Genomic DNA, 25279 nt, shown 5'->3' on the forward strand with positions numbered 1-25279 from the left:
TGGCTGCCAGCCAACTATACTCAGGGAGTCCGGTCCGGCCCGCGGTGGCCGGTGCCGGTGATGCCGTCTGCCTCGGGCGACGCGGGGGATCGTCCGAGGCGGACGAGCAAACGCTCACGTGGTCGCCTCGGGCTACTTCCCGCAGCCGCCGGGGTGCCGGGTCTCCCGGCCGCCCCGCGAGCGTCAGCTCACCAGATCCAGCACCGGCCGCAGCCCGTCCGGCCGGTCGCTCACCGGCAGATGGTCCACGAAGTGCACCGCGCACCCGAGGGCGGTGGCGCCGCCGTCCGCCCCGCGGTCGTCGCCGACCATGAGCGTCCGGCGGGGATCGGCGCCCAGCGCCTTGCAGGCGGTGGCGAACAGCCGCGCGTCGGGTTTCTGGATCCCGTGCTCGTACGACAGGACGTAGGTGTCGACGTACCGATCCAGGCCGTGTGCCCGGAACACCGGGCGCGGGTCCCAGCCGATGTTGCTGACCACCCCGACGGACACGCCCCGATCCCGCAGGGCGCGGAGCACCTCGGCGGCGTCCGGGTACGGGGTCCACGCGGCCGGGGTCATGTGGCGGTCGTACAGCGCCTCGTGCAAGGCCGGGTCCGGCAGCGGGACTTGGCGGGACAGGCCGACGTAGGCGGCCCGGTGCAGCGCGGCGCTGCTGTCCCGAAGGCTCCAGGCGTCGGCGAGTTCCTCGGGCACGCGCGCAGGGGGGCCGCCGCCCGGCAGTGCACCGGCCGCCTCCAGAGCCCGGGCCGTCGCGGTCAACTCCGCCTCCGGAAGCCGCACTCCGGCCGCCTCCAGGACGCCGCGCAGCCAGGAATCGGCGGACTCGACACGGAAGAGGGTGCCGGAGAAGTCGAACAGCACAGCGTTCATGCGGCGATCCTACGAGGCCGCGTCCCCGGCCCGGTTGCGTGGCAGCCGGCGCTCGTGCACCCACACCGCCACGGTCACCACCAGTGCGCCCAGCAGCCAGCCGCCCACCACGTCCGACGGCCAGTGCACGCCCAGCCACACGCGGGTCAGACCGACGCCGGTCACGGAGACGACCGCCACGGCCACGGCCGTACGCCACACGGCGGCGCTCACGCCGTGCCGGTGCAGCAGCCACAGCAGCAGGCCGCACACCACCGTGGCGGTCATGGCGTGGCCCGACGGGAACGCCGAGTAGTGGGCCGTGTCCACGGGGTCGGGCCACACCGGGCGGGGACGGTCCACCGCCGCCTTGAGGCCCTGCTGCACCAGCGTGCCCAGGGCGACGGCCAGGCCCAGCCACAGTGCCGTCCAGCGCGCCGCCAGCCGCACCACCAGCCAGACCACGACGACCGCGCAGAGCAGCCGCATCGTCCAGGGGTCCCACACCCAGTCCGTCAGGATGCGGCAGGCCTGGGTCAGGCCGGGTTCGTCGACCGCCCAGCGGTGGGTGGTCCGGGAGATGTCCCCGTCCGCGCCGATCAACGGGCTCCATCTGGCCGCGACGAGGGTCAGCAGCAGGATCGAGCACGCGGCCAGGACGCCGGCGAGACCGGCGGTGGCGCGGTGCTGCGGACGGGGCGGGGATGCGACGGTGGGGGAGTGCATGAGGCGATCCTCGCCGAACCGGGGGGTACGGATCCAGTACGGGTGCGCCGCGGGTGGCGATCTTCGCTCCAAGAGGCAGCGCTGCACCCCCGCACTCCGTCCCCGGCACCCTCGTTTCCCGGGGACGGGCAGGGCCCGTCACCCCCGGCCCGGGGAAAGGCTCCTGTCACCCCGTGCCCCGCGCGTCGCCTTCGTCACCCCAGTGCCCGCAGCCCCGGTACGAACGCCACCAGCACCGGCACCACGGGCACCAGCGCGGCCGCCGCCGTGAGCCGCAGGCGCCGGGCCGCGGTCAGCCGGTCCGGGGGAGTGAGCAACCGGCGCACCCGGGCCGGGACATGAGCCGTCGGGGCCGGGCAGGGCCCGAACACGCCCCGGTGCTCGTTGAGTTCCACCAGCGCCAGGGCCGTCGTCAGCCGGCCGAAGCGGCGGGAGGCCGTGTCGTCGGCGGCGAGTTCGACCAGCCGGTGCATCTCGTCGCGGAACGCGGCGAACACCGGCACCTGCGGGAATCCGCCCGCCAGAGCCGAGGAGCAGTTCAGCAGCCAGTCGTGCCGGGCCCGCGCGTGCCCCTGCTCGTGTGCCAGCACCGCGTCCAGCTGCCGGCCCTTCAGACGGCGCAACGCGGCGGTGGTGACGACCAGTTGGGGCGGGGCGCCGGGCAGCCACCAGGCGTCGGGCCGTTCGCTCTCCAGGACCACCAGCCGGCCGGACACGGCCACCTCGCCCGGCAGCAGCGGCGCCCGGACCAGGAGATCGGCACGCCTGCGGCGGCGCCGGGCGCGGGCCCGGCCGATCTCGCGCACCAGCATCGCCGCGCTCCACAGCGCCCCGCAGGCCAGGGCGACCGCGGTGGTCGCCGCCCAGGGGCCCGCCGTGCCGAGCGCGTACGCCTCGACCACCCCGGTCGGCGCCGTCGCGAAGACGGGTCCGCCGACCGCGTGCCAGGCCGCCGCCGCGCTGAACGTCATCGACAGGGCGCAGCACACGAGGACGGCCGCCACCACGCACTGCCACATCCACAGCGCCACGACCGGTTCCCGGTCCGGCCAGTTGGCCCGGGCGAGCAGCCGGGGGCCGGCCACGGCGGTCAGGGCGCCGAGCAGCAGCAGCGCCGCGGGGAGCATCATGGGAGGCAGCCTATGAGCGCGGCCCCGCCCAGGGGTACGTCTCGCGGCGGCAAAGTGACGCAGGCAACGGATTGCGCACGGCGTGCCGTGCGGCGTGCCGCACCCCCGCCGAACCCCGGCCGCTCACAGCGTCAGCAGCATCGCCACCATCGCGATCCCCATGGCCAGCCGGCAGGCCCGCGCCAGCTCCGGACGGTCGCCCCAGCCGGAGGCGCCACCGCCCCCGGCTCCGCCCCCGGTCCCGCCCCCGGCCAGCGCCCCCACCGGCACCAGCCGGACACCGCTGAGCAGGACGTAGCCGGCGAAGTAGAGCAGCAGCGCGCCGGTCAGCAGCGGTATCCCGGAGCCGTCCCGTCCGTGGGCGTGGGCGGGGGAGCCGGCCATGACGAGGGACATGTAGACCATCGCGGCGGCCCCCACCAGATGGTGGAGGTGGTGGGCACCGGACCGTGCCGCCCACAGCGCGTGCACGCCCGCCGCGCCGAACACGACCGCGTAGGCGGGCCAGGCCCACGGCGGCGGAGTGAACACCGCGGCGGGCACCGCCATCACGGCCATCCCGAAACCCATCAGCGCCTCGCCGCCCGCGCCGCGCCGCTGCTCACCGCCACCGCCGCGCATCCGCGCCAGGCAGTAGGCGCCGGTCACCGCGCAGAGCGCCACCAGCAGCCAGCCCGACGAAGCCGGTCCGTGCACGCGCACCTCCCCGTTCGACAGTCGGTCATTCGATGCCCGGGCGGTGCGGCGCGCACGCGAGCGCAAGGGTGTACACGGGGGGCATTCGACGGAGCACGCCAGGTGAACCGATATATTTTACGAGTAAAACACCTGCTAATCTTGTCCGTCATGAGCAGTGTGCCCCCCACTTCCGCCTCCCCGCCGGCCCGGCGCCTCCCCATGGCCGGCGTGCTGCGCCCCGGCCGGCCCTCGGACATCTGGTTCAAGCCCGCGCTGAGCGTCGTCGCGGCGGTCGCCCCGCCCGACCTCACCCTGCTCGCGCTCGGCCGGCTCGACCTCGCGATGTACGCCATGGCGGGGGTCCTGTGCGCGCTGTACACCCACAACCGGCCCTACGCGGCCCGTGCCGCGGCCCTGCTGTGGGTGGTGCTCGGCATGCTCGGCGGGCTCGCCGCCGCCCTCGTCACGGCCTCGCTGACCGGCAGCGCCGTCGTCCTGGTCACCGTCGGCGCGCTGCTGGCCGCCGCGCAGAAGGCGCTGTGCGACGCGACCCGGGTGGGCCCGCCCGGGAACGTCGTCCTGACGTTCGTCAGCTCGGCCGCCCTCTTCGTGCCGCAGTCCCTCGACCGGGTCCCCGGCCAGCTGGCGCTCGCGGCCGCGACCGGCGCCTGGGCCTGGCTGGTCTGCATGGCCCCCGCGCTGCTCCGCCCGCACGGCCCGGAGCGCCGCGCCACCGCGAGCGCCCTGCGGGCCGCCGCCGCGTACGCCGACACGGGCGGGACGGGGGAGGGTCACGCGGCGGCCCGCGCCGCGGGGTACGCCGCGGTGCAGGCCGCCTGGCAGTCGCTGCTGTCGACCCGCGCGCCGGCCCGGACCCGGCGTGCGCTCGAACGGCTCGTGGTGCGGGCCGAGGTCGCCCTCGCCGCGCCGGCGGACGCGGACGCCGCCCGGCTGCGGGCGTGGGCCCGCACCCTGCGCTCCACGGGGCCCGTCCCGCACACCGCGCTGCCTCCCGCCGCGGCGGACGAACTGCTCGGTACGGAGGCGGACGAAACGCTCGGCGCGGAGCCGTCCCGGTCCCTGCGGGCACGGCTCGGTCCGCTCACCCCGCTCGCGGCGCGCACCGCGCTGGGCTGCGCGCTCGCCGGATACGTCTCCCTCGCGCTCGGCATCGGCCGCCCGTACTGGGCGCTGGTCACGGCCGCCTCGCTCTACCAGGTCAACATCGCCCTGACCTGGAGCCGGGCCGTGCAGCGGGTCGTGGGCAACGTCGTCGGGGTGCTCGTCTTCGCGGCCGTCGTGCCGCTGGCCCACCTGGGCGGTGCGGCCCTGGTGCTGTGCTGCGTGGCGTTCGCCTTCGGCGCGGAGGCGCTGATCAGCCGCAACTACTGGCTCGGCAGCGTGTGCGTGACGCCCATGGCGCTGCTCATCACGGAGTTCGCCGGGCGGCAGCGGCCCGGCGAGCTCATGGCCGAGCGGGTCGTGGACACCGTCGTCGGGGCGCTGGTCGGTTTCGCCGCCGCCCTGGCGGTCACCGACCGGCGGGCGGGCGACCGGGTCGAACAGGCCCTGACCGCCGCCGACCGGGCCCGGGAACACGCGACCCGGCTGCTGGCCGATCCGCACCCCGGGGCGGCCGCCCTGGAAGTCGCCCGCCGCCGGCTCGCGGTCGCCCTGGCGGAGCTGCGGGCCACCGCCGACGCCGCGGCCGGGGAATGGTGGCAGCGCGCACTGCCCCAGGAGCGGGTCGTGCTCGCCGAGCAGTCCGGACACCGTACGCTCGCCGCTACGGCACGACGCCAGGGGCTGCTCCCGGACCGCGGTCCGGACATGGAGACGGAGGACGCACGGCCATGACGCCGACGGAAGGACCATCGCCCACGGGTCCCGGCCAGGGCCCCGGCCCGCGATCGGCGACAGGCTCGGCGCAGGCGCGGGAGGACCGACGGACCACCGCGCCCGGGACCGACGGCGCGGACGGACGGGCGTCCGGCACCACCGGAGCGGCGAGCGGTGCGCACCCCGCGGGGGGCGGTGCCGGCCGGCCCGGAGCGGAGGCGGCGGCGCAGACCTCCGGTTCCGAGGCGGGGAACGGCCCGGCCGGTGAGGCCTCCGGTTCTGTGGCCTCCGGTTTCGAGGCGGGGGTGGCCGGGGCGCGGCGGGCCGACACCGTCTCCGCCGTCGTGCGGCAGTGGCGTGCCGTGCACCCCGGCCTCGACACGGGGCCGATGGAGATCATCGGGCGGATCAACCGCTGCGCCGCCCTGTTGCAGCAGGCCGAGGACGCCCCGCTGCGCCGGGCCGGGCTGAGCCGCCCCGAGTTCGATCTGCTCGGCGCGCTGCGCCGCACCGGGCGCGAGCTGACGCCCGGGGAGCTGGCCCGGGAGACCTTCTCCTCGGGCGCCGCCGTCACCAAGCGGCTCAAGCAGCTGACGGAGCGCGGCCTGGTCGAACGCCGCGGCGACGCACGCGACCGCCGCGTCGCCCACCTGCGCCTCACCGACGCCGGCCGCGACCTCGTCGACGGCATCCTGCCGGACCAGCTCGCCTACGAGACCGTCGTGCTGTCCGGCCTGGACGGCCCGGAGCAGGGCGAACTGTCCGCGCTGCTGGCGGAGTTGCTCGCCCAGCTGGAGGGCAGACCGGGCGCGCGGCGGACGTGAGCCCCCGACCCGCCGACGCCCCCCGACCCGCCGACGGCCCCCGAACCCGCCGAACCCGCCGGACAGGCCGATCCCGTGTCTCAGAAGCCGTCGCCCGCTCGGTACACCCCGAACATCGCTCCCTGCGGATCCCGCAGTACCGCGATGCGCGGCCCGTCCGGCACGGACGTCGGCACCATCAGGACGGTCCCGTGCCGCTGCACGACCGCGGTCGTGGCGTCCACGTCCGCCACGGCGAAGTACGGCAGCCAGTGCGCCGGCACCTCCGGCGGGAACTTGTCGTCCATCGTCACCATGCCCCCGAAGTCCGCCCCGCGGACCCCCCACCGCGTGTAGCGCTCCCCGGCGTCGACGGTCCATCCGAACACCCGCGTGTAGAAGGCCACCGTCTGCTCGGGGTCGCGGGTGAACAGCTCCACCCAGCCCAGCGCGCCCGGCGCGTTGAGCAGCCCGGCACCCGCGAACGTCCCCGCCTGCCACAGCTGGAACACGGCCCCGCCCGGATCGGCCGCCACCACGAAACGACCCATGTCGAACACGTCCGTGGCCCCCAGCAGCACCGCCCCGCCCGCCTCCGTCACCGCACGGGCGGCGGCATCCGCGTCCGTCACCGCGAACGACACCGTCCAGGCCACCGGCTGGGACGGCTGGTACAGCGGCGTCAGCGCGGCCACCGCGTCCCGCCCCAGGTGCGCGACGGTGTAACCGCCCGCCTCCTGGCGCGGGTCGGTCTCGGGCCGCCAGCCGAACAGCCGCGTGTAGAACCGCCGCGCGTCCTCCAGGTCACTGGTGCCCAGTTCGGTCCAGCAGGGCCCGCCCGTCACCGGTGCGTCGAGCTTCATGGCGTTCCTTCCGCAGGGAACCCCCTGCAGCACGCTAAGCCGCCGCCGGTGCCCCCTGCCATCCGGCACAACCCGCCGGTGTGCCGCGCGGCTCAGATGCCGGGGCGGTAGCGGATCGGATGGTCGGCCGGGACCTCCACCAGCACGATCGGGGTGCCGTCGGGGTCCGCGATCCACATCTCGACCAGCCCCCAGGGCTCCTTCACCGGCGGCCGCACGATCTCCACGCCCTTCGCCGCCAGCTCGTCCCGGGCCGCTGTCACGTCGTCGACCTGGAGCCAGAGCCGCACGGCGGGCGGGGGCGGTGTCTCGGACCGCCCCGAGATCTCCAGGAAGCCGCCGCCCAGGAAGTAGACCGTGCCACGCTCGGGCCCCGTGCCGAACTCCCGGTAGACGGCGAGCCCGAGCTGCTCGCCGTAGAAGGCCCGGGACTTCTCGGGGTCGGTGGGGCGGAGCAGGATCCGGCTGCTCAGTACATGCACCATGCACCGGAGCCTAGTGGCAGGGTTACGCTCGTCCCTGCCCGAGCCGCGCCCAGGACACGGAGACGTACGCCCATGGACACCCTTGCCACCGGACTGACCTTCCGCGACGCCATCGACGCGGACGTGGACGAACTGGTCGCGCTGATCGAGTCCGCCTACCGGGGCGAGGCCAGCCGGGCCGGGTGGACCACCGAGGCGGACATCCTGGCGGGGCAGCGGACGGACCCGGAGGGGGTGCGGGCCGTCGTCAAGGCGCCCGACAGCCGGCTGCTGACCGTGGAGCGGGAGGGGCGGATCGTCGCCTGCTGCCAGCTGGAACACCGCGGGGACCACGCCTACTTCGGGATGTTCTCGGTCAGCCCCGCACTCCAGGGCGCGGGTCTAGGCAAGGTGATCATCGCCGAGGCGGAGCGGCAGGCCCGTGAGACCTGGGGGGTGACGGAGATGCACATGACCGTGATCTCCGTCCGCGAGGACCTCATCGCCTGGTACGAGCGCCGCGGCTACCGCCGCACGGGCCGGATGACCCCGTTCCCGTACGGCGACGAGCGCTTCGGCATCCCGCTCCGCGACGACCTGCAGTTCGAGCTGCTGGTCAAGGAGCTCGGCTAGCCGTCAGGCCGTGAAGCGGCCCGTGCGCTTGATGTCCGGGTGGTCGGTGGTCGCGCCGTCCAGGCCGAACGCCCGGACCAGACGCAGCTGGTCCTGCGTGTTCACCACCCAGCCGATGACCCTCAGGTCGGCCGCCCGGGCGCGCTCCACGATCTCCAGGGTGAGCCGGCGGATGTTCAGGCAGACCGTCTCGGCGCCGGCCGCGACGGCGCGGTCCACGACGTCCGTGCCGTAGCGGCTGGCGATCAGCGCCGTGCGCACCCCCGGCACCAGGGGCTTGATCTCGGCGATCGCCTCGTCGTGGAACGAGGACACCTCCACCCGCCCGGCCAGGTCCCGCTCGTTCATCACCCGGGCCAGGACCCGCGCCGCGTGCACGTCCTTGATCTCCGCCTGGAGCGGTGCCCGGACGGCCTCCAGGACCTCCTCGAAGACCGGCACCCGCTCGCCCCGCCCCGCGTCCAGGGCCCGCAGCTCGGCGAGGGTCTTCTCGGCGATCGGCCCGGTGCCGTCGGTCGTGCGGTCCACGTCCGTGTCGTGCATGACGACGAGCGCGCCGTCCTTGCTCAGGTGCAGATCGAGTTCGATGGCGTCGAGGCCGGCCTCCTGGGCGGCGACGAAGGACCTGAGGGTGTTCTCGGGCTCCACGCCCATGACTCCGCGGTGACCGATGGTGAGGAAGTTCAAGACGCGACTCTCTTCCGTCGACAGGCGGCAGTGAGGGCCCGCAGGGCCCCTCCGACCGTATCGCCTGCGCCAGGGCCTTGCGGAGCGTGAGGGCATGGCCGACACGGGGACGGGCATAAGCGTGATCGGCAGGAAAAAGTGCGGTGAAGCACGGGGTGCGGCAGGATAATTTCCCGAGGTGGCCCTTGCTGGGAGGAACCTCGTGTGTATACGGTCTGCATACGTGAGATTCTCCCGTGGAGGATGGGACATGACGGAAATTCTTGTGCAGATGGGTTCGGAGGACGGGGTTCCTCCCGTGGCCAGGGTGGTGGAGCACCCGGCATGGCCCGTGCTCAAGGATGCCGTGGAGCGGATCCGGCCATGGCAGTCCAAGGACGGGTCGATCGACTTCGACGCCGAGGACGCGCCCGACCCGGCCGACGCCGAGCTCGCCGTCCGGCAGGTCGCCGACGCGGTCCTGGAGCTGTCCCCGCTGCTCCCGCACGACCAGGCGTACCACGAGGCCCTGGCCAAGGACCTGACCCGGTGGGCCGACAGCGGCTTCCAGGTGCCCGACTTCCTGGACTCGCTGCTCGCCTTCCAGCCGGCGCAGGACCGCCGGGACGGTCTGCAGCACCTGGTCGTCTTCCCGATGTACACGCAGAACGGCAACCCGGACCGCAACCTCGAAGCGGTCGTGCTGCGCATGGTCTGGCCGGACTGGCTGGCCGAACTGGAGCGCACCCGCTACGACAACCCGCTGTTCTGCGGCATCAAGTTCGAGGACTTCACCTCCGGCTACGACACCAACTCGGCCGTGCTGTTCCCGGAGACCATCGCCGTGCGCGAGGCGCCGGAGCGCTTCACCTGGGGCGGCATCTTCTGCGACCGCGAGGCCGCCCGCTTCCGTCGCGTGACCGACGCCGCCGTGGACATCCTGGGCCTGGAGCTGCCCGAGGACGTCGCCGCGATGGTCCACGACCAGAAGCGCTGCGAGGAGGCGTTCGTGCTGTGGGACATGGTCCACGACCGCACCCACAGCCACGGCGACCTGCCGTTCGACCCGTTCATGATCAAGCAGCGCCAGCCGTTCTGGATGTACGGCCTGGAGGAGCTGCGCTGCGACCTCACCGCCTTCAAGGAGGCCGTCAAACTGGCGGCCGAGGGCGTACCGCAGGCGCGCGACGTCCAGGTGGCGGTGCTCTTCGACCGCATGTTCCGCTTCCCGGTGACCGGCGAGCGCGTGCGCAACTACGACGGTCTCGGCGGCCAGCTCCTCTTCGCCTACCTGCACAGGCACGACGTCGTCCGCTGGACCGACAACAAGCTCACCATCGACTGGGAGCGCGCCCCGCAGGTCACCAACGCGCTGTGCGGCGAGATCGAGCAGCTGTACCGCGACGGCATCGACCGGCCCAAGCTCGTCCACTGGTTCGCCGGGTACGAGCTCGTCTCCACGTACCTCTCCCCGCACCCGGGCTCCAAGTGGGCCAAGGGCCCCGACGCCCTGGACCTGACGCAGCCGCCGCGCAAGCTCGTCGATGACGTGCTTCCGGACGAGTTTCCGCTGAGCATGTTCTATGAGGCACTGTCCAAGAAGCTGAAGAACGTGATCGCCTCCACCAAGGGCATCACGGCGGACAGCACCGAGCGGATCGCCGCGTGAGCGATCGGCGTACCGAGAACACTGCTCAGGAGGCGAAGAACATGGCGGGGAACGGGGCGCTCAGCGGTGCGGTGATCGCGGTGGCCGGTGCGGGCGGGCCCGCGGGCCGGGCGGCGCTGCTCAGGCTGGCCGAGGCGGGAGCGACCGTCATCGGCTCGGACAACGACCCGGAGCGGCTGGCGGAGGCGGTGGACGCGGCGAGCTACGCGACCGGCGGCGCCACCGTCACCGGCGACACGGTCGACCTGCTCGACCTGCAGGCCACCCGTGACTGGGCCGACCGCATCGAGAAGGACTTCGGCCGCGTCGACGGCCTGGTCCACCTCGTCGGCGGCTGGCGCGGCAGCGAGACGTTCACCAGGACCAGCCTGGACGACTGGGACTTCCTGGAGATGCTGCTCGTGCGCACGGTGCAGCACACCTCCCTCGCCTTCCACGAGGCGCTGCAGCGCAGCGACCGCGGCCGGTACGTGCTGATCAGCGCCGCCGGCGCCACCAAGCCCACCGCGGGCAACGCCGCCTACGCGGCGGGCAAGGCGGCGGCCGAGGCGTGGACGCTGGCCATGGCCGATTACTTCCGCAAGGCCGGGGGCCCCGAGGGCCCCACCTCGGCGGCTGCGATCCTGGTGGTGAAGGCACTGGTGCACGACGCGATGCGCGCCGACCGCCCCAACGCGAAGTTCGCGGGCTTCACCGACGTCAAGGACCTGGCCGAGGCCATCACCGAAGTCTGGGAGAAGCCCGCCGCCGAAGTGAACGGAAACCGTCTGTGGCTCACCGAGAAGCCGTGAACCCGCCGAAGACCGACGCCCGCCGCCATCACGACCCCGACGTCCGCGGTTTCGCCAGCGACAACTACGCCGGCGCCCACCCGGAGGTGCTCGCCGCCCTGGCCCTGGCCAACGGCGGGCACCAGGTCGCCTATGGCGAGGACGCCTACACCGAGAACCTGCAGAGCGTCGTCCGCAGCCACTTCGGTGCCTCGGCCGAGGCGTTCCCGGTCTTCAACGGCACCGGCGCCAACGTCGTCGCGCTTCAGGCGGTCACCGACCGCTGGGGCGCGGTGATCTGCGCCGAGAGCGCGCACATCAACGTCGACGAGTGCGGCGCGCCCGAGCGGGTCGGCGGGCTGAAGCTGCTCACCGTCCCGACGCCCGACGGCAAGCTCACGCCCGAGCTGATCGACCGGCAGGCGTACGGCTGGGACGACGAGCACCGGGCGATGCCGCAGGTCGTGTCGATCACCCAGGCCACGGAGCTGGGCACGGTGTACACACCGGACGAGATACGCGCCCTGTGCGAGCACGCCCACGCGCACGGCATGAAGGTGCACCTGGACGGTTCCCGGCTGGCCAACGCCGCCGCGACCCTGAACGTCCCGATGCGCACGCTCACCGACGTCGCCGGCGTCGACATCCTGTCCCTGGGCGGCACGAAGAACGGCGCCCTCTTCGGCGAGGCTGTCGTCGTCCTCAACCAGGACGCCGTCAGCCACATGAAGCATCTGCGCAAGCTGTCCATGCAGCTCGCCTCCAAGATGCGGTTCGTGTCGGTGCAGTTGGAGGCCTTGCTCGCCCGGGACCTGTGGCTGCGCAACGCCCGGCACGCCAACGAGATGGCCCAGCGCCTGGCCGAGGGCGTGCGGTCCGTGCACGGCGTGGAGATCCTCTACCCGGTGCAGGCCAACGCGGTCTTCGCCCGCCTGCCCCACGACGTGAGCGAGCGCCTGCAGAAGCGGTTCCGCTTCTACTTCTGGGACGAGGCCGCGGGCGACGTCCGCTGGATGTGCGCGTTCGACACGACCGAGGAGGACGTGGACGCGTTCCTCGCGGCGCTGAAGGAGGAGATGGCCCGGTAGGGCCTCCCACCGGCGGGGACGCCCGCGCTGTGCACGGAGTCATCCGGTCGTGCGCGCCACGGCCGCAATAAGCCGGGCGTCGACGCGCGGTTCTCCCTCGACGGTGAGCGGCTCGCCTTCGTGGTGGATCCGTCGTCCAATGAAGTGGACTATCCAGTCCTGTATGCTGCACCGAACCCGGCCGTGCTGGACGCCTTGCGCGCATCACCCGACCGGTCGCACCTGTGGCAGACGCTCCCCACCGCACTCTGAGGCCCGACCATGACGCTCACGCTCACCGTCTCCGACGACGTCCGCGCTCTCGCGCCCGGTTTCACCCATGTCGCGATCGAGGCGCACGGCCTGGTCAACGGGCCGAGCACGGACGCCGGCGCCCAACTGCTGGACGACGCCGCCCGCCGCCTCGCGGCCCGGCTGGACGGCCGCGCCCCGCACGAGGACCCGCACATGGCGGCCTGGCGCGCGGTCTACACGGCCTTCGGCGCCAAGCCGTCGCGCACCCGCAACTCCGCGGAGGCCCTGGCCAAGCGGGCTCTGACGGACGCCGGGCTGCCCCGCATCAACCTGCTCGTCGACCTCTACAACGCCGTCAGCGTCGCCCATCTGATCCCGGTCGGCGGCGAGGATCTCGACCTGATCCAGGGCGGCATGCGCCTGGTGCGGGCCACGGGCGCGGAGGACTTCGTGACCGTCGCGGGCGGCGAGGAGACCCTGGAGCACCCCGACGCGGGTGAAGTGGTGTGGTGCGACGACGCGGGCGTGACCTGCCGCCGCTGGAACTGGCGCCAGGGCCCGCGCACCCGGCTCACCGAGCGGACGACCTCGGGCGTCTTCCTGCTGGAGGCCATGGCCCCGATGCGGGTCGAGGACGTGACGGCGGCCGCGGCGGAACTCGCCGAACTGCTGGAGAAGTTCAGTCCGGGCGCGGACATCGAGATCCGCGCTCCGTGGTCCGCCGAGCGCGCCGCCTGAGCTGCTCGCGCTGCACGAGCGACTCGCGCCGCCCGAGCCGCCGCAGCGACCGCGTCGCCTGAGCTGCTCGCGCCCCCGCAACCGCCTCAGTCACTCACCCCGCCGGAGCCGCGGACGTCCCGGCGTCAGTGCGCCTCGGCCGCCCGCACCTGCTCCGGCGTCGGGGCCGTACCGCCGAGGTGGGCCGGCATCCACCAGGTGTCGTCCGGGTCCTTCGGGCGCACGGGGTAGGCGCGCTGGGCGGCCTCCAGGAGTTCCTGGACCCGGTCGCGCAGCTGTCGCGTGATCGCGCCGGCGTACTTGTCGCGGGAGGCCTCGATCGCCTCACCCACCCGGATGGTGATGGGGATGTGGCTGCGCTTGAAGTTGCGCGGGTGCCCCTTGGTCCACAGCCGCTGCGTGCCCCACACCGCCATCGGGATCAGCGGGACTCCGGCCTCCTGAGCCAGGCGCGCGGCGCCCGACTTGAAGCTCTTGAGCGTGAAGGACGGCGAGATCGTCGCCTCCGGGAAGACCCCGACGATCTCGCCCGACCGCAGCGAGTCCAGGGCGTGCGCGTAGGCCGCCTCACCCTGCTTGCGGTCCACGGGGATGTGCTTCATGCCGCGCATCAGCGGACCGGAGATCCGGTGCCGGAAGACCGACTCCTTCGCCATGAAACGCACGAGCCGCTTCTGCGGCAGCGCCGCCAGGCCGTTGAAGACGAAGTCCAGGTAGCTGATGTGGTTGCTCACCAGCACGGCGCCGCCCGAGCGCGGGATGTTCTCCGAACCCTGGCAGTCGATCTTGAGATCCCACACCTTGAACAGCGTGCGGGCGAAACCGACGACGGGACGGTAGACGAGCTCTGCCATGGGCGGTTCGGACCCTTCCTGCTCTGCCTGGGAAGGGATTCCCAGCGGACAAGTTACGCAGCCGTAGGTTTACGGCTTGTCGCAGATGGTGCCCCAAGAACGGCCGGGTAGCCAGTCCTCGTGCCCGCGGCCGGAGAGATTCTCGTCACGTCGCCGCCGATCCCCACCTCGTGCTTTTACGTCCGCATTACTCCGCGCGCACCGTCGCCCGCCGCACGAGCAGGTACAACTCGCAGCCCAGGCAGTACCCGAACGCCGCATTCAGAAAAGCGGCGGCGAGCGCCGCGCCGGTCGCCGCGAGTCCCAGCCACTCGGGGCCCAGGGTGAAGCCCACGAGGCCGAGCCCGGCGAAGAGCAGCCCCACCGCCTGGGCGAAACGCGGCGGTTCGGGGGCCTCGAAGGCGGTGGGCGGCCCGAGCCGGGGCCGCACGGCACGGGCGAACAGCCATCCGTACGGCGACCGGCGCACCCCGCCCGCCGCGCCCAGCAGGAACGCCAGCGTCTGCCACGCCAGCAGCCACACGCTCCCCGTGACCAGCACCACCGCCAGCACGACGGTCGTGACGACCGCGCCGAAACGCGGCCCTCTTGCATCGATGTCCATGGGAACCAAGCATTCCGCAGCAACGCGCGGTTGCGGTGGCGGGAATCTTTGCGGTCTCGTGAACGCTTGCAGCAGATGATGACCGGACTGGTGGTGTGCGTGGCGGTGCTCGCGGCGGCGAGCGCCTTCGGAGTGCTGCACAAGCGGCGGAGCGGGAGAGTGCGGGTGCGCGGGCGGGACGAGGACAGGCGGCTGGGCGCGGCGGACCTGGGCGCGCAGCTCGGCGAGCGGGCCACGCTCGTGCAGTTCTCCAGCGCGTTCTGCGCGCCCTGCCGGGCCACCCGGCGGGTCCTCGGCGAGGTCGCCGGCCTGGTGCCGGGCGTGGCCCACGTCGAGATCGACGCCGAGGCGCACCTGGACCTCGTGCGGCGGCTGGACATCCTGAAGACCCCGACCGTGCTGGTGCTGGACGCCGACGGCAGGGTGGTGCGGCGGGCCGTGGGGCAGCCGCGCAAGGCCGACGTGATCGCCGCGCTGGGGGAGGCGGTGTGAGGGACGCGACGTCGCCGGTGGGTCATCTCCCGGATCACGGAACGCACTTGACTGCGCCGACCATTTATCGTCAGTCTGACCCCATGCCAGCGGACCTCCTGACCACGACGACCGACCTCCTGCGCTCGGTCTTCCGGCGGCACGCGGCGGGCGTCGCCGTCATCACCGCCCGTGGCGAAGCCGGTCCGGTGGGCTTCACGGCCACGTCCCTCACCTCCGTCTCCGCCGAGCCGCCCCTGCTCTCCTTCGGCATCGGCACCAACGCCTCCAGCTGGCCCGCGATGGCGGAGGCCGGCCACGTCGGCGTCCACCTCCTCGGCGAACACCAGCAGGAGCTGGCCGCCACCTTCGCCCGCAGCGGAGCCGACCGCTTCGGCGCGCCCACCGCCTGGCGGGAGGGGCCCGAGGGCGTCCCCGTGCTGGACGGCGTGCTCGCCTGGCTGGTCGGCCGGGTGGTGGCGCGCGTGCCGGCCGGGGACCACCGCATCGTGATCGCCGAGGTCGTGCACGGCGACCCCACCGGCACCGGCCGCCCCCTCCTCTACCACCAGGGACGTTTCCGGCGCCTGGGCGACTGAATCCGGGCGTTCCGCCGGGCTGCGTGACCGTCGAGTTCCGGTTACGCTGCGTTGCGAAGGTCACAGTTCAAAGCGCTTGCTTAGCGGGAACGAACTCTGTGTACTGACGAGTAATATTTCGCTCGGAGCGTGGGTCGCCCCGACCGGGATCGGCCGCTTGAGGCGCCTATGCTGCCTGCAAGAGGCAGCCGAGAAATGACGATGCAGTAGGAGAGCCGGCGTGAGCTTGAGGATCGTTGTCACTGTGAAGTACGTGCCCGACGCCACTGGCGACCGGCACTTCGCCGATGACCTGACCGTCGACCGGGACGACGTGGACGGTCTGCTCTCCGAGCTCGACGAGTACGCGGTCGAGCAGGCGCTGCAGATCTCCGAGAACTCCGACGACGTGGAGATCACCGTCCTGACGGTGGGTCCCGAGGACGCCAAGGACGCCCTGCGCAAGGCGCTGTCCATGGGCGCCGACAAGGCGATCCACGTCGAGGACGACGACATCCACGGCACCGACGCCATCGGCACCTCCCTGATCCTGGCCAAGGCGATCGAGAAGGCCGGCTACGACCTGGTCATCTCCGGCATGGCCTCCACCGACGGCACCATGGGCGTCGTCCCCGCGCTGCTCGCCGAGCGTCTGGGCGTCCCGCAGGTCACCCTGCTCTCCGAGGTCTCGGTCGAGGACGGCACGGTCAAGGGCCGCCGCGACGGCGACGCCGCCTCCGAGACCCTGGAGGCCTCCCTGCCGGCGGTCGTGTCCGTGACCGACCAGTCGGGCGAGGCGCGCTACCCGTCCTTCAAGGGCATCATGGCGGCCAAGAAGAAGCCGGTGGAGTCCTGGGACCTGTCCGACCTCGACATCGAGGCGGAGGAGGTCGGTCTGGAGGGCGCCTACACGGTGGTCGACGGCGCGGCCGAGCGTCCGGCCCGTACCGCGGGCACGATCGTCAAGGACGAGGGCGAGGGCGGCAAGCAGCTCGCTGAGTTCCTCGCGGGCCAGAAGTTCATCTGAGCCCCGCATTCGCTGACCGCCCCTCATCTTTCGCAAGCAGGAGAGAAGAAGTCCCATGGCTGAAGTTCTCGTCTACGTCGACCACGTGGACGGCGCCGTCCGCAAGCCCACCCTGGAGCTGCTGACCCTGGCCCGCCGCATCGGCGAGCCGGTCGCCGTCGCGCTGGGCAACGGCGCCGGTGACACCGCCGCCGCGCTCGCCGAGCACGGCGCGGTCAAGGTCCTCACGCACGAGGCCGCCGAGTACGCCGACTACCTGGTCGTGCCGAAGGTGGACGCCCTCCAGGCCGCCCACGAGGCCGTCTCCCCGGCCGCCGTGCTGGTGCCGTCCTCCGCCGAGGGCAAGGAGATCGCCGCCCGCCTGGCGCTGCGCCTGGGTTCCGGCATCATCACCGACGCCGTCGACCTGGAGGCCGGCGACGAGGGCCCGGTGGCCACCCAGTCGGTGTTCGCCGCGTCCTTCACCACCAAGTCCCGTGTCTCCAAGGGCACCCCGGTCATCACGGTGAAGCCCAACAGCGCCGCCGTGGAGGCCGCCCCGGCCGCCGGCGCGGTCGAGGCGCTGAACGTGTCCTTCTCCGCCCAGGCCACCGGCACCAAGGTCACCGGCCGCACGCCGCGTGAGTCCACGGGCCGCCCGGAGCTGACCGAGGCCGCGATCGTCGTCTCCGGCGGCCGTGGCGTCAACGGCGCGGAGAACTTCGCGATCATCGAGGCCCTCGCCGACTCCCTCGGCGCGGCCGTCGGCGCCTCGCGCGCCGCGGTGGACGCCGGCTGGTACCCGCACACCAACCAGGTCGGCCAGACCGGCAAGAGCGTGTCGCCGCAGCTGTACATCGCCTCCGGCATCTCCGGCGCGATCCAGCACCGCGCCGGCATGCAGACCTCGAAGACGATCGTGGCGATCAACAAGGACGCCGAGGCCCCGATCTTCGACCTCGTCGACTACGGCGTCGTCGGCGACCTCTTCGACGTCGTCCCCGCCCTGACCGAGGAGATCAAGGCCCGCAAGGGCTGATCGGCACCGGCCGCAGGAGGCCCCCGTGACCGGCGAACGGTCGCGGGGGCCTCGTGTCATCCCAGCGTCATCGAGGCCTGCACCGGCAGATGGTCGCTCGGGTACGTCCCGTTACTGCTGAAGGTGTTCATCCGGGCCCAGTGCGTGGTCACCCCGGGCGTGGTGAGGATCCAGTCGATGCGCCGCCCGCCGGGCCGGGGCCGCCGGTAGCCGTGGTGCGTCCCGTACGCCGGGCCGCGCGAGGCCGCCGCGTCCCAGGCGTCCACCAGCCCGATGCCGAGCATGAGGTCGTACACCCGGTTGTCGTGGGCGGCCGCGTTGAAGTCGCCGGTGACCACGACCGGCAACGACCGGTCCCACCCGGCGATCGTCTCGCCGATGAGTTCCGCCGACCGTTCCCGGGCGTACTGGCTGACGCTGTCCAGGTGGGTGTTGAGGACGTAGAACTCCCGTCCCCCGCGGGCGAGATCGGCGAAGCGGACCCAGGTCACCATGCGCAGCCAGTCCGCGCCCCAGGTGTTCGAGGCGATCACGTACGGGGTGTCGGACAGCCAGAAGTGATCGAACTCGACCGGGGCGAGTCTGCGCGTGTCGTAGAAGACCGCCATGAACTCATCCTTGCTGCCGCCGCCGCGTCCGACGCCGATCCAGTCGTAGGGCTCGCCCAGATCCGTGCGGATCGCGCGCACCTGCCCGTAGAGCCCTTCCTGGGTGCCGATGACGTGCGGTCGCTCGCGGCGCAGCAGCTCCCGCATCACCGGGCGGCGCTCGGACCAGCGCGGTGTGTCGTCGACGACGGTCCCGAAGCGCACGTTGAACGTCATGACGTCCAGGGCGCCCGCGTGCTCGCCGGCGGTGGCGGGCCGCGCGGGGCCCGCGGTGGTGAGCAGCGGTCCGGCGACGGCGGCGGCCGCCGCCGCCTTGAGTCCGCGGCGGCGCGTCACTCCGACCTCGTTCGGCACATGATCTCCCTCCCCTTGCACGGCAGGATGAAGCCTGCCCGGTGAATACGGAAGAGGAGGCGGAGTCCGCGGGGCACGCGCGCGAAGAGGGGGAACTCCACGGCACGACATGGTTGACCAGCCCGAAGGTCGGCCGATAACTTCGCTCTACGGATTGTTGATTCCGTACAGCGGAAAACAGGAGGGTCTGGGAATGGGTCACGGCCAGCAGGAGAAGGTGGCGACGAGCCTCGCGGGCGCCGTCAGCAAGGAGATCAGCGCCTCCCTCGCCCCGGTCGACGCCGAACTGGAACGCCGCTACCCCGGAGACCCCGGCACCCGCCAGCCCGTCCACACCGTCTACGTGCCCGGCGACGTCTTCGCCGCCGACACCGTCCGCTCCTGGGGCGACCGGGCCCTGGCCGCCCTGGACGAACACGCCCCGGACGCCGCCTCCTTCGCCGCGGTCCTCGGCCTGGCCGAGGAACTCGCCGAACCCGTGCACGCGCGCGTGCGGGCCAAGCTGGAGCGCGAGCCGGTCGAGGACCTGCGCGTCGACTTCGAGGACGGCTACGGCAACCGCCCCGACGCCGAGGAGGACGAGGCCGCCGCCCGCGCCGCCCGGATCATCACCGAGGCGTACGCCGACGGCACCGCCGCCCCCTGCATGGGCATCCGCATGAAGTGCATGGAAGCGCCCGTGCGCGCCCGGGGCATCCGCACCCTCGACATCTTCCTCACCGGTCTGATGGAGGCCGGCGGCCTGCCCCCGGGGCTGGTCCTCACCCTGCCCAAGGTGACCTACGCCGAGCAGGTCACCGCCATGGCCCGGCTGCTGGACGCCTTCGAGCAGACCCACGGCCTCGAACCCGGCCGGATCGGCTTCGAGATCCAGATCGAGACCAGCCAGTCCATCCTCGCCGCCGACGGCACCGCCACCGTCGCCCGCATGATCCAGGCCGCCGAGGGCCGCGCCACCGGACTGCACTACGGCACCTTCGACTACAGCGCCTGCCTCGGCGTCTCCGCCGCCCACCAGGCCAGCGACCACCCCGCCGCCGACCACGCCAAGGCCGTCATGCAGGTCGCCGCCGCAGGCACGGGCGTCCGGGTCTGCGACGGCTCCACCAACGTCCTGCCCGTCGGACCCACGGAGAAGGTCCACGCCGCCTGGCGCCTGCACTACGGCCTCACCCGCCGCGCCCTGGCCCGCGCCTACTACCAGGGCTGGGACATGCACCCCGGACACCTCCCCACCCGGTACGCGGCCGTCTTCGCCTTCTACCGGGAGGGTTTCGAACAGGCCGCCGCCCGCCTCGCCCGCTACGCCGGCCGCACCGCCGGCGACGTCATGGACGAACCCGCCACCGCCAAGGCCCTCAGCGGCTACCTGCTGCGCGGCCTGGACTGCGGCGCCCTCGACATCGGCGAGGTCGCCCGGCTCACCGGCCTGACCCGGAGCGGCCTGGAGAGCTTCGCGATGCCCCGGCGAGGAGACCTCACCGCGTCCGCCTGAGGACCCCGCCGGCCGGCACGTACCGGCCCGGTCACAGCCCTCGGCACAACGCCGCCGCCGTCACCGCGGGCCCGTAGTCTGTACGCCACATACGGACGGGCCACCGGAATCCGGTGGGTTCGAGGGAACGGGGCAGCGGTGTCGACGGGGGAGTACGGGCAGGCGGACGGGACCGGCCGGCTGCTGGCGGGCAGGTACCGCGTCACTGCCCGGCTGGGACGCGGCGGCATGGGCGTCGTCTGGAAGGCCGTGGACGAGGTCCTCGGCCGTGAGGTCGCCGTCAAGGAACTGCGCACCTACACCGACGCGGCCGGACCCGAACTGGCCGGTCTGCAGCTGCGGATGCAGCGCGAGGCGCGTGCCGCGGCCCGGGTCCGCCATCCCGGTGTCATCGCCGTGCACGACATCGCCGAGGTCGACGGACGCCCGATCATCGTCATGGAGCTGGTCGACGGACCGTCCCTGGACGACGTCCTGCGCGACCGCGGCCCACTGGACCCGCACGAGGCCGCCGGGATCGGCGCGAAGGTCATGGAGGCGCTGGCCGCCGCCCACCGGGTGGGCGTCCTGCACCGGGACGTCAAGCCCGGCAACATCCTGCTCGACCGCTCCGGCCGGGTCGTCCTCACGGACTTCGGCATCGCCACCATGGACGACCCGGGCGACGGTTCGGCCACGCACCTGACCCGCAGCGGCGAACTCGTCGGCTCCCTCGACTACCTGGCCCCCGAGCGGGCCCAGGGCGCCGAACCGGGCCCCGCCTCCGACATCTGGGCCCTGGGCGCCACGCTGTACGCGGCCGTCGAGGGCGCCTCGCCCTTCCGCCGCACCTCCACGTTCTCCACGCTCACCGCGATCGTGAGCGAGCCGCTGCCCGACCCCCGCCGCGCCGGCCCGCTCGGCCCGGTGCTGCGGCGCCTGATGGACAAGCGCCCCGAGGCCCGCCCCGAGGCCGACCAGGCCCGCGACCTGCTCCGGGCGGTGGCGGAGCCGGGCGGCGCGGACACGCCCACCTCGACCCTGCGCGGCCCGGTGGCCCCGAACCCGCGCCAGGAGACCGAGCGCAGCGTGCCGGCGGTGCCGCCGGGATTCGGACCTCCGCTCCAGGGCGCCGCCGCGCCGCAGCAGAGTCCGGGCACGCCCGGATGCGGCCCGGCCGCGGCCTTCGGAACGCCAGGCTCCGGCGCCACGCCAGGCAGGGACGCCCCCGGCAGCGCCCCACAGACAGCCGACGCCGGCTTTCCGGGCGTCTCCGGTACCGGCGCGCAGCCGTCGGGTCCGCACGGCCCGCAGGGTCCGCACGGCCCGGGTGCGGGCACGCAGGGCTTCGGTCCGGGCGAGGTGAGCGGCACCGCGCCCACCGGCCCGGTGAGTCCTCACCCCACCGCCCGCCGCAAGAAGACGCGCACGCTCCTCGCCGCCGCGGCCGTGCTCGTCGTCCTCGCGGCCGCCGGCACCACCGTCGCCCTGCTCGGGAAGGGGGACGGCTCGGCACCGGACGCCCGGCCCGGCGTCGCCGGAGCCGCGGCCTCCGAACCCGGTCGCACCGACGACGGCTCGAACGCCCCGAGGCCCACCCGGCAGGGGGACGAACGGGGCGGCAAGGGGGACGGCAAAGGCGAGGACCCGTCCGCGAAGCCCGGGGAGGACAAGCCCGGGCCCTCCGGCCGGCCCTCCACCTCGGCCCCCGCCACGTCCTCCGGGGGCGCCACGACCGGCGGCGGGAACGGGGGTACCGACGGCGGTTCGACCGGCGGCGGCGCCACGACCGGCGGCACCAGCACCGTGGCCCCGGCCTGCCACGCCATCGGCGGCGGCAAGTACAACTGCCAGGTCTGGAGGACCGCCGACTCCTACACGGCCTCCGGCACCAAGGTCGGCATCCTCAACGCGGGCACCAACTACTTCTACTGCCAGCAGAACCTGGGCCGCCGCGAGACGTACGGGGAGTGGACCAACGTGTGGTGGGCGAAGACCGACGACGACAGCGGCAACACCGACGTCTGGGTCAGCGACGTCTACGTCAAGGGCGGTGACAACGACGGGCCCGTCCCCGGGCTCCCGCTCTGCTGACGGCGCACCGCGGCCGCCACGTACCGCTCCAGCCCGGACGCCGTCACCAGCTTCTCCTCGACGAACAGCCGCGTGCCCCGCTCGCACAGCCGCCGGTCGGCGCGGGCCCGTGCGCAGAACTCCTCGGGCACCACGCCGAACAGCTCCCGCAGCCGCGGCAGCGCCACGAGCAACTCGGTGAGCAGCTCGCGCTGACCGGGGTGGGTGCGCGGCACGCCCGTGCCGTCGTGCAGGACGCCGTGCCGGTTGACGTAGGCGTACACGCCGGGCAGCCGCGTGCCGTCCGCGAGGTCGACCCGTACGGCGGGCGCGGGCAGCCAGGCCCGGTCGAAGTTGCCGCCCGGCACCGGCACACCCTCGCTCGCGTCGATCACCGCGAGCTGCTCGGCGTCCGGCCAGAGCACGAACAACGCGCGCACGGTGTCCGGGGCGCCGACCGGTGACGCCGACACGTATCCCATGCGGCTCACATGCGCGGAGACCCCGGCGTCGACGCCGGTCACCCGGGCCTTCACCATCGGCAGCGGCGTGCTGATCCCGAACTCCCGCATCTTGTGCCGCAACTGGCCGGGGGAGCCGTTGGAGCCGATGGCGAGGACGGGCGTGCGGTCGGCGTACACCAGCCGCTCGGGCGGCAGGAAGCGGTCTCCGTCGAGGATCCCCGAGTCGGCGGGCCAGGCGCCCGGATACAGCAGGGGATGCTCGCGCGGCGCGTCGGCGAGGCCGAGGGCTCGCAGCGTCCGTTCCACGGGGCGGGGCATGGGCCGCTCAGTCCGCCGGGGGGATCTCACCCGAGCCGCGGGTGATCAGACGGGTCGGCAGTTCGATGCGCTCGGGGGAGAGCAGGCTGCCGTCCAACTGCCGGAAGAGACGTTCCGCAGCGGTGCGGCCGATGTCCGCCGCGTCCTGGGCGACGACCGTGACCCCCGGCTGCAGCAGGTCGGCCAGCTCGATGTCGTCGAAGCCGACGAGGGCGACCGGTCGGGTCTGCTCGGCGAGCACCCGGATCACCGTGACCGTCACCCGGTTGTTGCCCGCGAAGATCGCGGTGACCGGGTCCGGGCCCGACAGCATCTCCTCGGCGGCCCTGCGCACCCGCTCGGGGTCGGTGACCCCGAGGGACATCCAGGAGTCCGCCACCGGTATGCCCGCGTCCTCCATCGCGGTCCGGTAGCCGCGCAGCCGCTCGGCGGCGGTGTGGATACGGGGCATGTCGCCGACGAAGCCGATCCGGCGGTGCCCGTGCGCGATGAGGTGGGCCACGCCGTCACGGGCGCCGCCGAAGTTGTCCGACAGCACCACGTCGGCGTCGATGTGCCCGGCCGGCCGGTCCACGAACACCGTGGCCACGCCCGCCTTGAGCTCCGGCTCCAGATACCGGTGGTCGTCCCCGGCCGGGATGACCACGAGACCGTCCACCCGCCGCGCGCACAGGGCCAGCACCAGTTCCTGCTCGCGCTCGGGGTCCTCCGCGCTGGAGCCGTTGATGAGCAGGGCGCCGTGCGCCCGGGCCACCTCCTCGACCGCCCGGCTCAGTGGACCGTAGAACGGGTCCGCGAGGTCCTCCAGGACCAGGCCGATGCTCGCCGTGCGGCCCTTGCGCAGCACGCGCGCGCTGTCGTTGCGGCGGAAACCGAGCGCGTTGATCGCCTCCTGCACCCGCCGCTCCGTCTCCGGCGTGACGCCCGGCTCCCCGTTCACGACCCGCGAGACGGTCTTGAGGCCGACCCCGGCACGGGCGGCGACGTCCTTCATCGTCGGACGGTTGCCGTAGCGCGTAGCGGATCGGAGGTGCGTCTGGGGCACGGTGCGGTGTCCTGTCCTGTCGTCCACGGGGATGCGTCGGTCCTGGGTTTGTATGAGGATGTGGCGTCGAGCATAGAGCCTGGACAACGTTGTCAGGCTCGGGGGAGACTGTCCACCGTGAACTCCGGACCGGCGCACCGCCGCAGGGCCGGTCCGCGTTCGCCGTGCCCGATGGCTTCTCACGGCGTTTCACTCATGGTTGACGGGGAGATCCGACACTGATGCACACCGACCTCGTGGCCGCGCTCGACATCGGCGGCACCAAGATCGCCGGCGCGCTGGTGGACGACCACGGCCGGATCCTGGCACGCGCCCAGCGGCCGACGCCCGCCCGGGAGGACGGCGACACCGTGATGCGGGCGGTGGAGCAGGTGCTCGGCGAACTCGGCACGTCGCCGCTGTGGCCGCGCGCCACGGCCGTCGGGATCGGCAGCGCCGGGCCCGTGGACGCCTCTGCGGGGACGGTCAGCCCGGTGAACGTGCCCGGCTGGCGCGACTACCCGCTCGTCGCCCGGGTCCGTGCCGCGACCGGAGACCTGCCCGTGGAACTGATCGGCGACGGTGTGGCGATCACGGCGGCGGAGCACTGGCAGGGCGCCGCCCGCGGCCATGACAACGCCCTGTGCATGGTGGTCTCCACCGGCGTCGGCGGCGGCCTGGTGCTCGGCGGGCGGCTGCACCCCGGACCCACCGGCAACGCCGGGCACATCGGCCACATCAGCGTCGACCTGGACGGCGACCCGTGCCCCTGCGGGTCGCGCGGTTGCGTGGAGCGCATCGCCAGCGGCCCCAACATCGCCCGGCGCGCCCTGGACGGCGGCTGGCGGCCCGGCCCGGACGGGGACACCTCCGCCGCCGCGGTGGCCGCCGCCGCCCGGTCCGGCGACCCGGTGGCCGTCGCCTCCTTCGAGCGGGCGGCCCAGGCCCTGGCCGCCGGGATCGCCGCCACCGCCACCCTCGTGGAGATCGACATCGTCGTGATCGGCGGGGGAGTGGGCAAGGCGGGCGACATCCTCTTCACGCCCCTGCGCACGGCCCTGCGCTCCTACGCGACCCTGTCCTTCGTCCAGCACCTCGCCGTGGCACCGGCCCAGATGGGCACGGACGCGGGGCTGGTGGGCGCGGCGGCGGCCGTGCTGACCCGGCGGACGGACCCGGCGGCCGCGGGGGTGTGAGTCCCGGCAGGAACGTTCAGCCGTCGAGGGCTGGGATGCGCGGGCAGCGCGCGGGCGGGGACG

General features: G+C 73.4%; 26 protein-coding genes and 1 pseudogene. 15 read left to right on the forward strand and 12 right to left on the reverse strand.

The genetic code is table 11. The features are described from left to right. Positions 1 to 183: 183 nt before the first annotated feature. The 4 genes from ACIGAN_RS25345 to ACIGAN_RS25360 form a co-directional block, all read right to left on the reverse strand. Complete coding sequence (locus ACIGAN_RS25345; protein WP_399860772.1) at positions 184 to 873, reverse strand: HAD family hydrolase; 690 nt, start codon at positions 871 to 873, stop codon at positions 184 to 186. A 9-nt stretch (positions 874 to 882) separates the two neighbouring features. Further along, a complete protein-coding gene (locus ACIGAN_RS25350; protein ID WP_399860774.1) occupies positions 883 to 1578 on the reverse strand; it encodes a phosphatase PAP2 family protein in 696 nt (231 codons plus the stop codon). Positions 1579 to 1772: 194 nt separating this feature from the next. Then, positions 1773 to 2708 carry a M56 family metallopeptidase gene (locus ACIGAN_RS25355; RefSeq protein ID WP_399860776.1) on the reverse strand — a complete coding sequence of 312 codons (936 nt, stop codon included), beginning with the start codon at positions 2706 to 2708 and terminating at the stop codon, positions 1773 to 1775. 123 nt (positions 2709 to 2831) lie between these two features. Further along, a complete protein-coding gene (locus tag ACIGAN_RS25360) occupies positions 2832 to 3404 on the reverse strand; it encodes a DUF5134 domain-containing protein (protein ID WP_399860779.1) in 573 nt (190 codons plus the stop codon). Positions 3405 to 3554: 150 nt separating this feature from the next. Here ACIGAN_RS25360 and ACIGAN_RS25365 point away from each other — a divergent pair, with 150 nt between their 5' ends. Beyond that, positions 3555 to 5243 (forward strand): FUSC family protein, encoded by a 1689-nt coding sequence (locus tag ACIGAN_RS25365; RefSeq protein WP_399860781.1) that lies wholly within the window; start codon positions 3555 to 3557, stop codon positions 5241 to 5243. A gap of 263 nt (positions 5244 to 5506) precedes the next feature. Continuing rightward, a complete protein-coding gene (locus ACIGAN_RS25370; RefSeq protein ID WP_399860784.1) occupies positions 5507 to 6049 on the forward strand; it encodes a MarR family winged helix-turn-helix transcriptional regulator in 543 nt (180 codons plus the stop codon). A gap of 80 nt (positions 6050 to 6129) precedes the next feature. Here ACIGAN_RS25370 and ACIGAN_RS25375 read toward each other — a convergent pair whose 3' ends face one another. Then, the gene (locus tag ACIGAN_RS25375; RefSeq protein WP_399860786.1) at positions 6130 to 6891 is read right to left on the reverse strand and encodes a VOC family protein; all 762 of its coding nucleotides are present in this window, start codon (positions 6889 to 6891) and stop codon (positions 6130 to 6132) included. A gap of 92 nt (positions 6892 to 6983) precedes the next feature. Next, positions 6984 to 7376 carry a VOC family protein gene (locus ACIGAN_RS25380; protein ID WP_399860789.1) on the reverse strand — a complete coding sequence of 131 codons (393 nt, stop codon included), beginning with the start codon at positions 7374 to 7376 and terminating at the stop codon, positions 6984 to 6986. 72 nt (positions 7377 to 7448) lie between these two features. On the opposite strand from ACIGAN_RS25380, the gene ACIGAN_RS25385 reads away from it, so the two are divergent. Further along, on the forward strand, positions 7449 to 7988 hold the full coding sequence (locus ACIGAN_RS25385; RefSeq protein WP_399860792.1) for a GNAT family N-acetyltransferase: 540 nt from the start codon (positions 7449 to 7451) through the stop codon (positions 7986 to 7988). 3 nt (positions 7989 to 7991) lie between these two features. On the opposite strand, the gene ACIGAN_RS25390 is transcribed toward ACIGAN_RS25385, so the two are convergent. Continuing rightward, a complete protein-coding gene (locus ACIGAN_RS25390) occupies positions 7992 to 8675 on the reverse strand; it encodes a glycerophosphodiester phosphodiesterase (protein WP_365095937.1) in 684 nt (227 codons plus the stop codon). Between the two features lie 250 nt (positions 8676 to 8925). Here ACIGAN_RS25390 and ACIGAN_RS25395 point away from each other — a divergent pair, with 250 nt between their 5' ends. The 5 genes and pseudogenes from ACIGAN_RS25395 to ACIGAN_RS25415 all read left to right on the forward strand — a co-directional run bounded on the left by ACIGAN_RS25395 (position 8926) and on the right by ACIGAN_RS25415 (position 13153). Next, positions 8926 to 10323, forward strand: a complete 1398-nt coding sequence (locus tag ACIGAN_RS25395; protein ID WP_399860795.1) for a DUF6421 family protein — start codon at positions 8926 to 8928, stop codon at positions 10321 to 10323. A gap of 41 nt (positions 10324 to 10364) precedes the next feature. Continuing rightward, positions 10365 to 11114, forward strand: coding sequence for an SDR family oxidoreductase (locus ACIGAN_RS25400; RefSeq protein ID WP_365095973.1), 750 nt, complete (start codon positions 10365 to 10367; stop codon positions 11112 to 11114). After that, a complete protein-coding gene (locus ACIGAN_RS25405) occupies positions 11111 to 12181 on the forward strand; it encodes a threonine aldolase family protein (protein WP_365095931.1) in 1071 nt (356 codons plus the stop codon). The genes ACIGAN_RS25400 and ACIGAN_RS25405 overlap by 4 nt, the downstream gene beginning before the upstream one ends. A gap of 66 nt (positions 12182 to 12247) precedes the next feature. After that, positions 12248 to 12433: pseudogene (locus ACIGAN_RS25410) on the forward strand (transglutaminase); the annotation flags it as partial. 9 nt (positions 12434 to 12442) lie between these two features. Further along, positions 12443 to 13153 carry a B3/4 domain-containing protein gene (locus ACIGAN_RS25415; protein ID WP_399860797.1) on the forward strand — a complete coding sequence of 237 codons (711 nt, stop codon included), beginning with the start codon at positions 12443 to 12445 and terminating at the stop codon, positions 13151 to 13153. A gap of 125 nt (positions 13154 to 13278) precedes the next feature. Here ACIGAN_RS25415 and ACIGAN_RS25420 read toward each other — a convergent pair whose 3' ends face one another. After that, a complete protein-coding gene (locus ACIGAN_RS25420; RefSeq protein ID WP_365095925.1) occupies positions 13279 to 14007 on the reverse strand; it encodes a lysophospholipid acyltransferase family protein in 729 nt (242 codons plus the stop codon). Positions 14008 to 14194: 187 nt separating this feature from the next. Then, a complete protein-coding gene (locus tag ACIGAN_RS25425) occupies positions 14195 to 14611 on the reverse strand; it encodes a DUF4395 domain-containing protein (protein ID WP_365742324.1) in 417 nt (138 codons plus the stop codon). 78 nt (positions 14612 to 14689) lie between these two features. Here ACIGAN_RS25425 and ACIGAN_RS25430 point away from each other — a divergent pair, with 78 nt between their 5' ends. The 4 genes from ACIGAN_RS25430 to ACIGAN_RS25445 all read left to right on the forward strand — a co-directional run bounded on the left by ACIGAN_RS25430 (position 14690) and on the right by ACIGAN_RS25445 (position 17705). Beyond that, positions 14690 to 15103: a thioredoxin family protein gene (locus ACIGAN_RS25430; protein ID WP_365742349.1), complete on the forward strand. Its 414-nt coding sequence runs from the start codon at positions 14690 to 14692 to the stop codon at positions 15101 to 15103. Positions 15104 to 15186: 83 nt separating this feature from the next. Further along, on the forward strand, positions 15187 to 15681 hold the full coding sequence (locus ACIGAN_RS25435) for a flavin reductase family protein (protein ID WP_365742322.1): 495 nt from the start codon (positions 15187 to 15189) through the stop codon (positions 15679 to 15681). A gap of 220 nt (positions 15682 to 15901) precedes the next feature. Continuing rightward, a complete protein-coding gene (locus tag ACIGAN_RS25440; RefSeq protein ID WP_399860801.1) occupies positions 15902 to 16687 on the forward strand; it encodes an electron transfer flavoprotein subunit beta/FixA family protein in 786 nt (261 codons plus the stop codon). Positions 16688 to 16742: 55 nt separating this feature from the next. Next, on the forward strand, positions 16743 to 17705 hold the full coding sequence (locus tag ACIGAN_RS25445; RefSeq protein WP_399860804.1) for an electron transfer flavoprotein subunit alpha/FixB family protein: 963 nt from the start codon (positions 16743 to 16745) through the stop codon (positions 17703 to 17705). Between the two features lie 56 nt (positions 17706 to 17761). Here ACIGAN_RS25445 and ACIGAN_RS25450 read toward each other — a convergent pair whose 3' ends face one another. Continuing rightward, positions 17762 to 18667 (reverse strand): endonuclease/exonuclease/phosphatase family protein, encoded by a 906-nt coding sequence (locus tag ACIGAN_RS25450; protein WP_365742315.1) that lies wholly within the window; start codon positions 18665 to 18667, stop codon positions 17762 to 17764. 193 nt (positions 18668 to 18860) lie between these two features. On the opposite strand from ACIGAN_RS25450, the gene ACIGAN_RS25455 reads away from it, so the two are divergent. Next, positions 18861 to 20162 (forward strand): DUF6986 family protein, encoded by a 1302-nt coding sequence (locus ACIGAN_RS25455; RefSeq protein WP_399860808.1) that lies wholly within the window; start codon positions 18861 to 18863, stop codon positions 20160 to 20162. Positions 20163 to 20300: 138 nt separating this feature from the next. Beyond that, entirely contained in the window at positions 20301 to 22235 is a 1935-nt protein-coding gene (locus ACIGAN_RS25460) for a serine/threonine-protein kinase (RefSeq protein WP_399860811.1), read from the forward strand. Here ACIGAN_RS25460 and ACIGAN_RS25465 read toward each other — a convergent pair. Beyond that, positions 22181 to 22996 (reverse strand): hypothetical protein, encoded by an 816-nt coding sequence (locus ACIGAN_RS25465; protein WP_399860814.1) that lies wholly within the window; start codon positions 22994 to 22996, stop codon positions 22181 to 22183. The two genes, ACIGAN_RS25460 and ACIGAN_RS25465, sit on opposite strands and share 55 nt — an antisense overlap. Positions 22997 to 23003: 7 nt before the next feature. After that, entirely contained in the window at positions 23004 to 24068 is a 1065-nt protein-coding gene (locus ACIGAN_RS25470) for a LacI family DNA-binding transcriptional regulator (protein ID WP_399860817.1), read from the reverse strand. Between the two features lie 194 nt (positions 24069 to 24262). On the opposite strand from ACIGAN_RS25470, the gene ACIGAN_RS25475 reads away from it, so the two are divergent. Then, a complete protein-coding gene (locus ACIGAN_RS25475) occupies positions 24263 to 25216 on the forward strand; it encodes an ROK family protein (protein WP_399860820.1) in 954 nt (317 codons plus the stop codon). Positions 25217 to 25279 lie beyond the last annotated feature (63 nt).

This window comes from Streptomyces sp. NPDC085931 (genome assembly GCF_044540565.1).
Classification (GTDB): Bacteria; Actinomycetota; Actinomycetes; order Streptomycetales; family Streptomycetaceae; genus Streptomyces.

Coding starts and splice junctions, on each gene's coding strand:
- ACIGAN_RS25365 (WP_399860781.1), top strand. CDS start 3,555: ATGAGCAGTGTGCCCCCCACTTCCGCCTCCCCGCCGGCCCGGCGCCTC.
- ACIGAN_RS25355 (WP_399860776.1), bottom strand. CDS start 2,708: ATGATGCTCCCCGCGGCGCTGCTGCTGCTCGGCGCCCTGACCGCCGTG.
- ACIGAN_RS25375 (WP_399860786.1), bottom strand. CDS start 6,891: ATGAAGCTCGACGCACCGGTGACGGGCGGGCCCTGCTGGACCGAACTG.
- ACIGAN_RS25400 (WP_365095973.1), top strand. CDS start 10,365: ATGGCGGGGAACGGGGCGCTCAGCGGTGCGGTGATCGCGGTGGCCGGT.
- ACIGAN_RS25395 (WP_399860795.1), top strand. CDS start 8,926: ATGACGGAAATTCTTGTGCAGATGGGTTCGGAGGACGGGGTTCCTCCC.
- ACIGAN_RS25435 (WP_365742322.1), top strand. CDS start 15,187: ATGCCAGCGGACCTCCTGACCACGACGACCGACCTCCTGCGCTCGGTC.
- ACIGAN_RS25465 (WP_399860814.1), bottom strand. CDS start 22,996: ATGCCCCGCCCCGTGGAACGGACGCTGCGAGCCCTCGGCCTCGCCGAC.
- ACIGAN_RS25430 (WP_365742349.1), top strand. CDS start 14,690: ATGACCGGACTGGTGGTGTGCGTGGCGGTGCTCGCGGCGGCGAGCGCC.
- ACIGAN_RS25380 (WP_399860789.1), bottom strand. CDS start 7,376: ATGGTGCATGTACTGAGCAGCCGGATCCTGCTCCGCCCCACCGACCCC.
- ACIGAN_RS25415 (WP_399860797.1), top strand. CDS start 12,443: ATGACGCTCACGCTCACCGTCTCCGACGACGTCCGCGCTCTCGCGCCC.
- ACIGAN_RS25350 (WP_399860774.1), bottom strand. CDS start 1,578: ATGCACTCCCCCACCGTCGCATCCCCGCCCCGTCCGCAGCACCGCGCC.
- ACIGAN_RS25385 (WP_399860792.1), top strand. CDS start 7,449: ATGGACACCCTTGCCACCGGACTGACCTTCCGCGACGCCATCGACGCG.
- ACIGAN_RS25445 (WP_399860804.1), top strand. CDS start 16,743: ATGGCTGAAGTTCTCGTCTACGTCGACCACGTGGACGGCGCCGTCCGC.
- ACIGAN_RS25455 (WP_399860808.1), top strand. CDS start 18,861: ATGGGTCACGGCCAGCAGGAGAAGGTGGCGACGAGCCTCGCGGGCGCC.
- ACIGAN_RS25420 (WP_365095925.1), bottom strand. CDS start 14,007: ATGGCAGAGCTCGTCTACCGTCCCGTCGTCGGTTTCGCCCGCACGCTG.
- ACIGAN_RS25425 (WP_365742324.1), bottom strand. CDS start 14,611: ATGGACATCGATGCAAGAGGGCCGCGTTTCGGCGCGGTCGTCACGACC.
- ACIGAN_RS25345 (WP_399860772.1), bottom strand. CDS start 873: ATGAACGCTGTGCTGTTCGACTTCTCCGGCACCCTCTTCCGTGTCGAG.
- ACIGAN_RS25475 (WP_399860820.1), top strand. CDS start 24,263: ATGCACACCGACCTCGTGGCCGCGCTCGACATCGGCGGCACCAAGATC.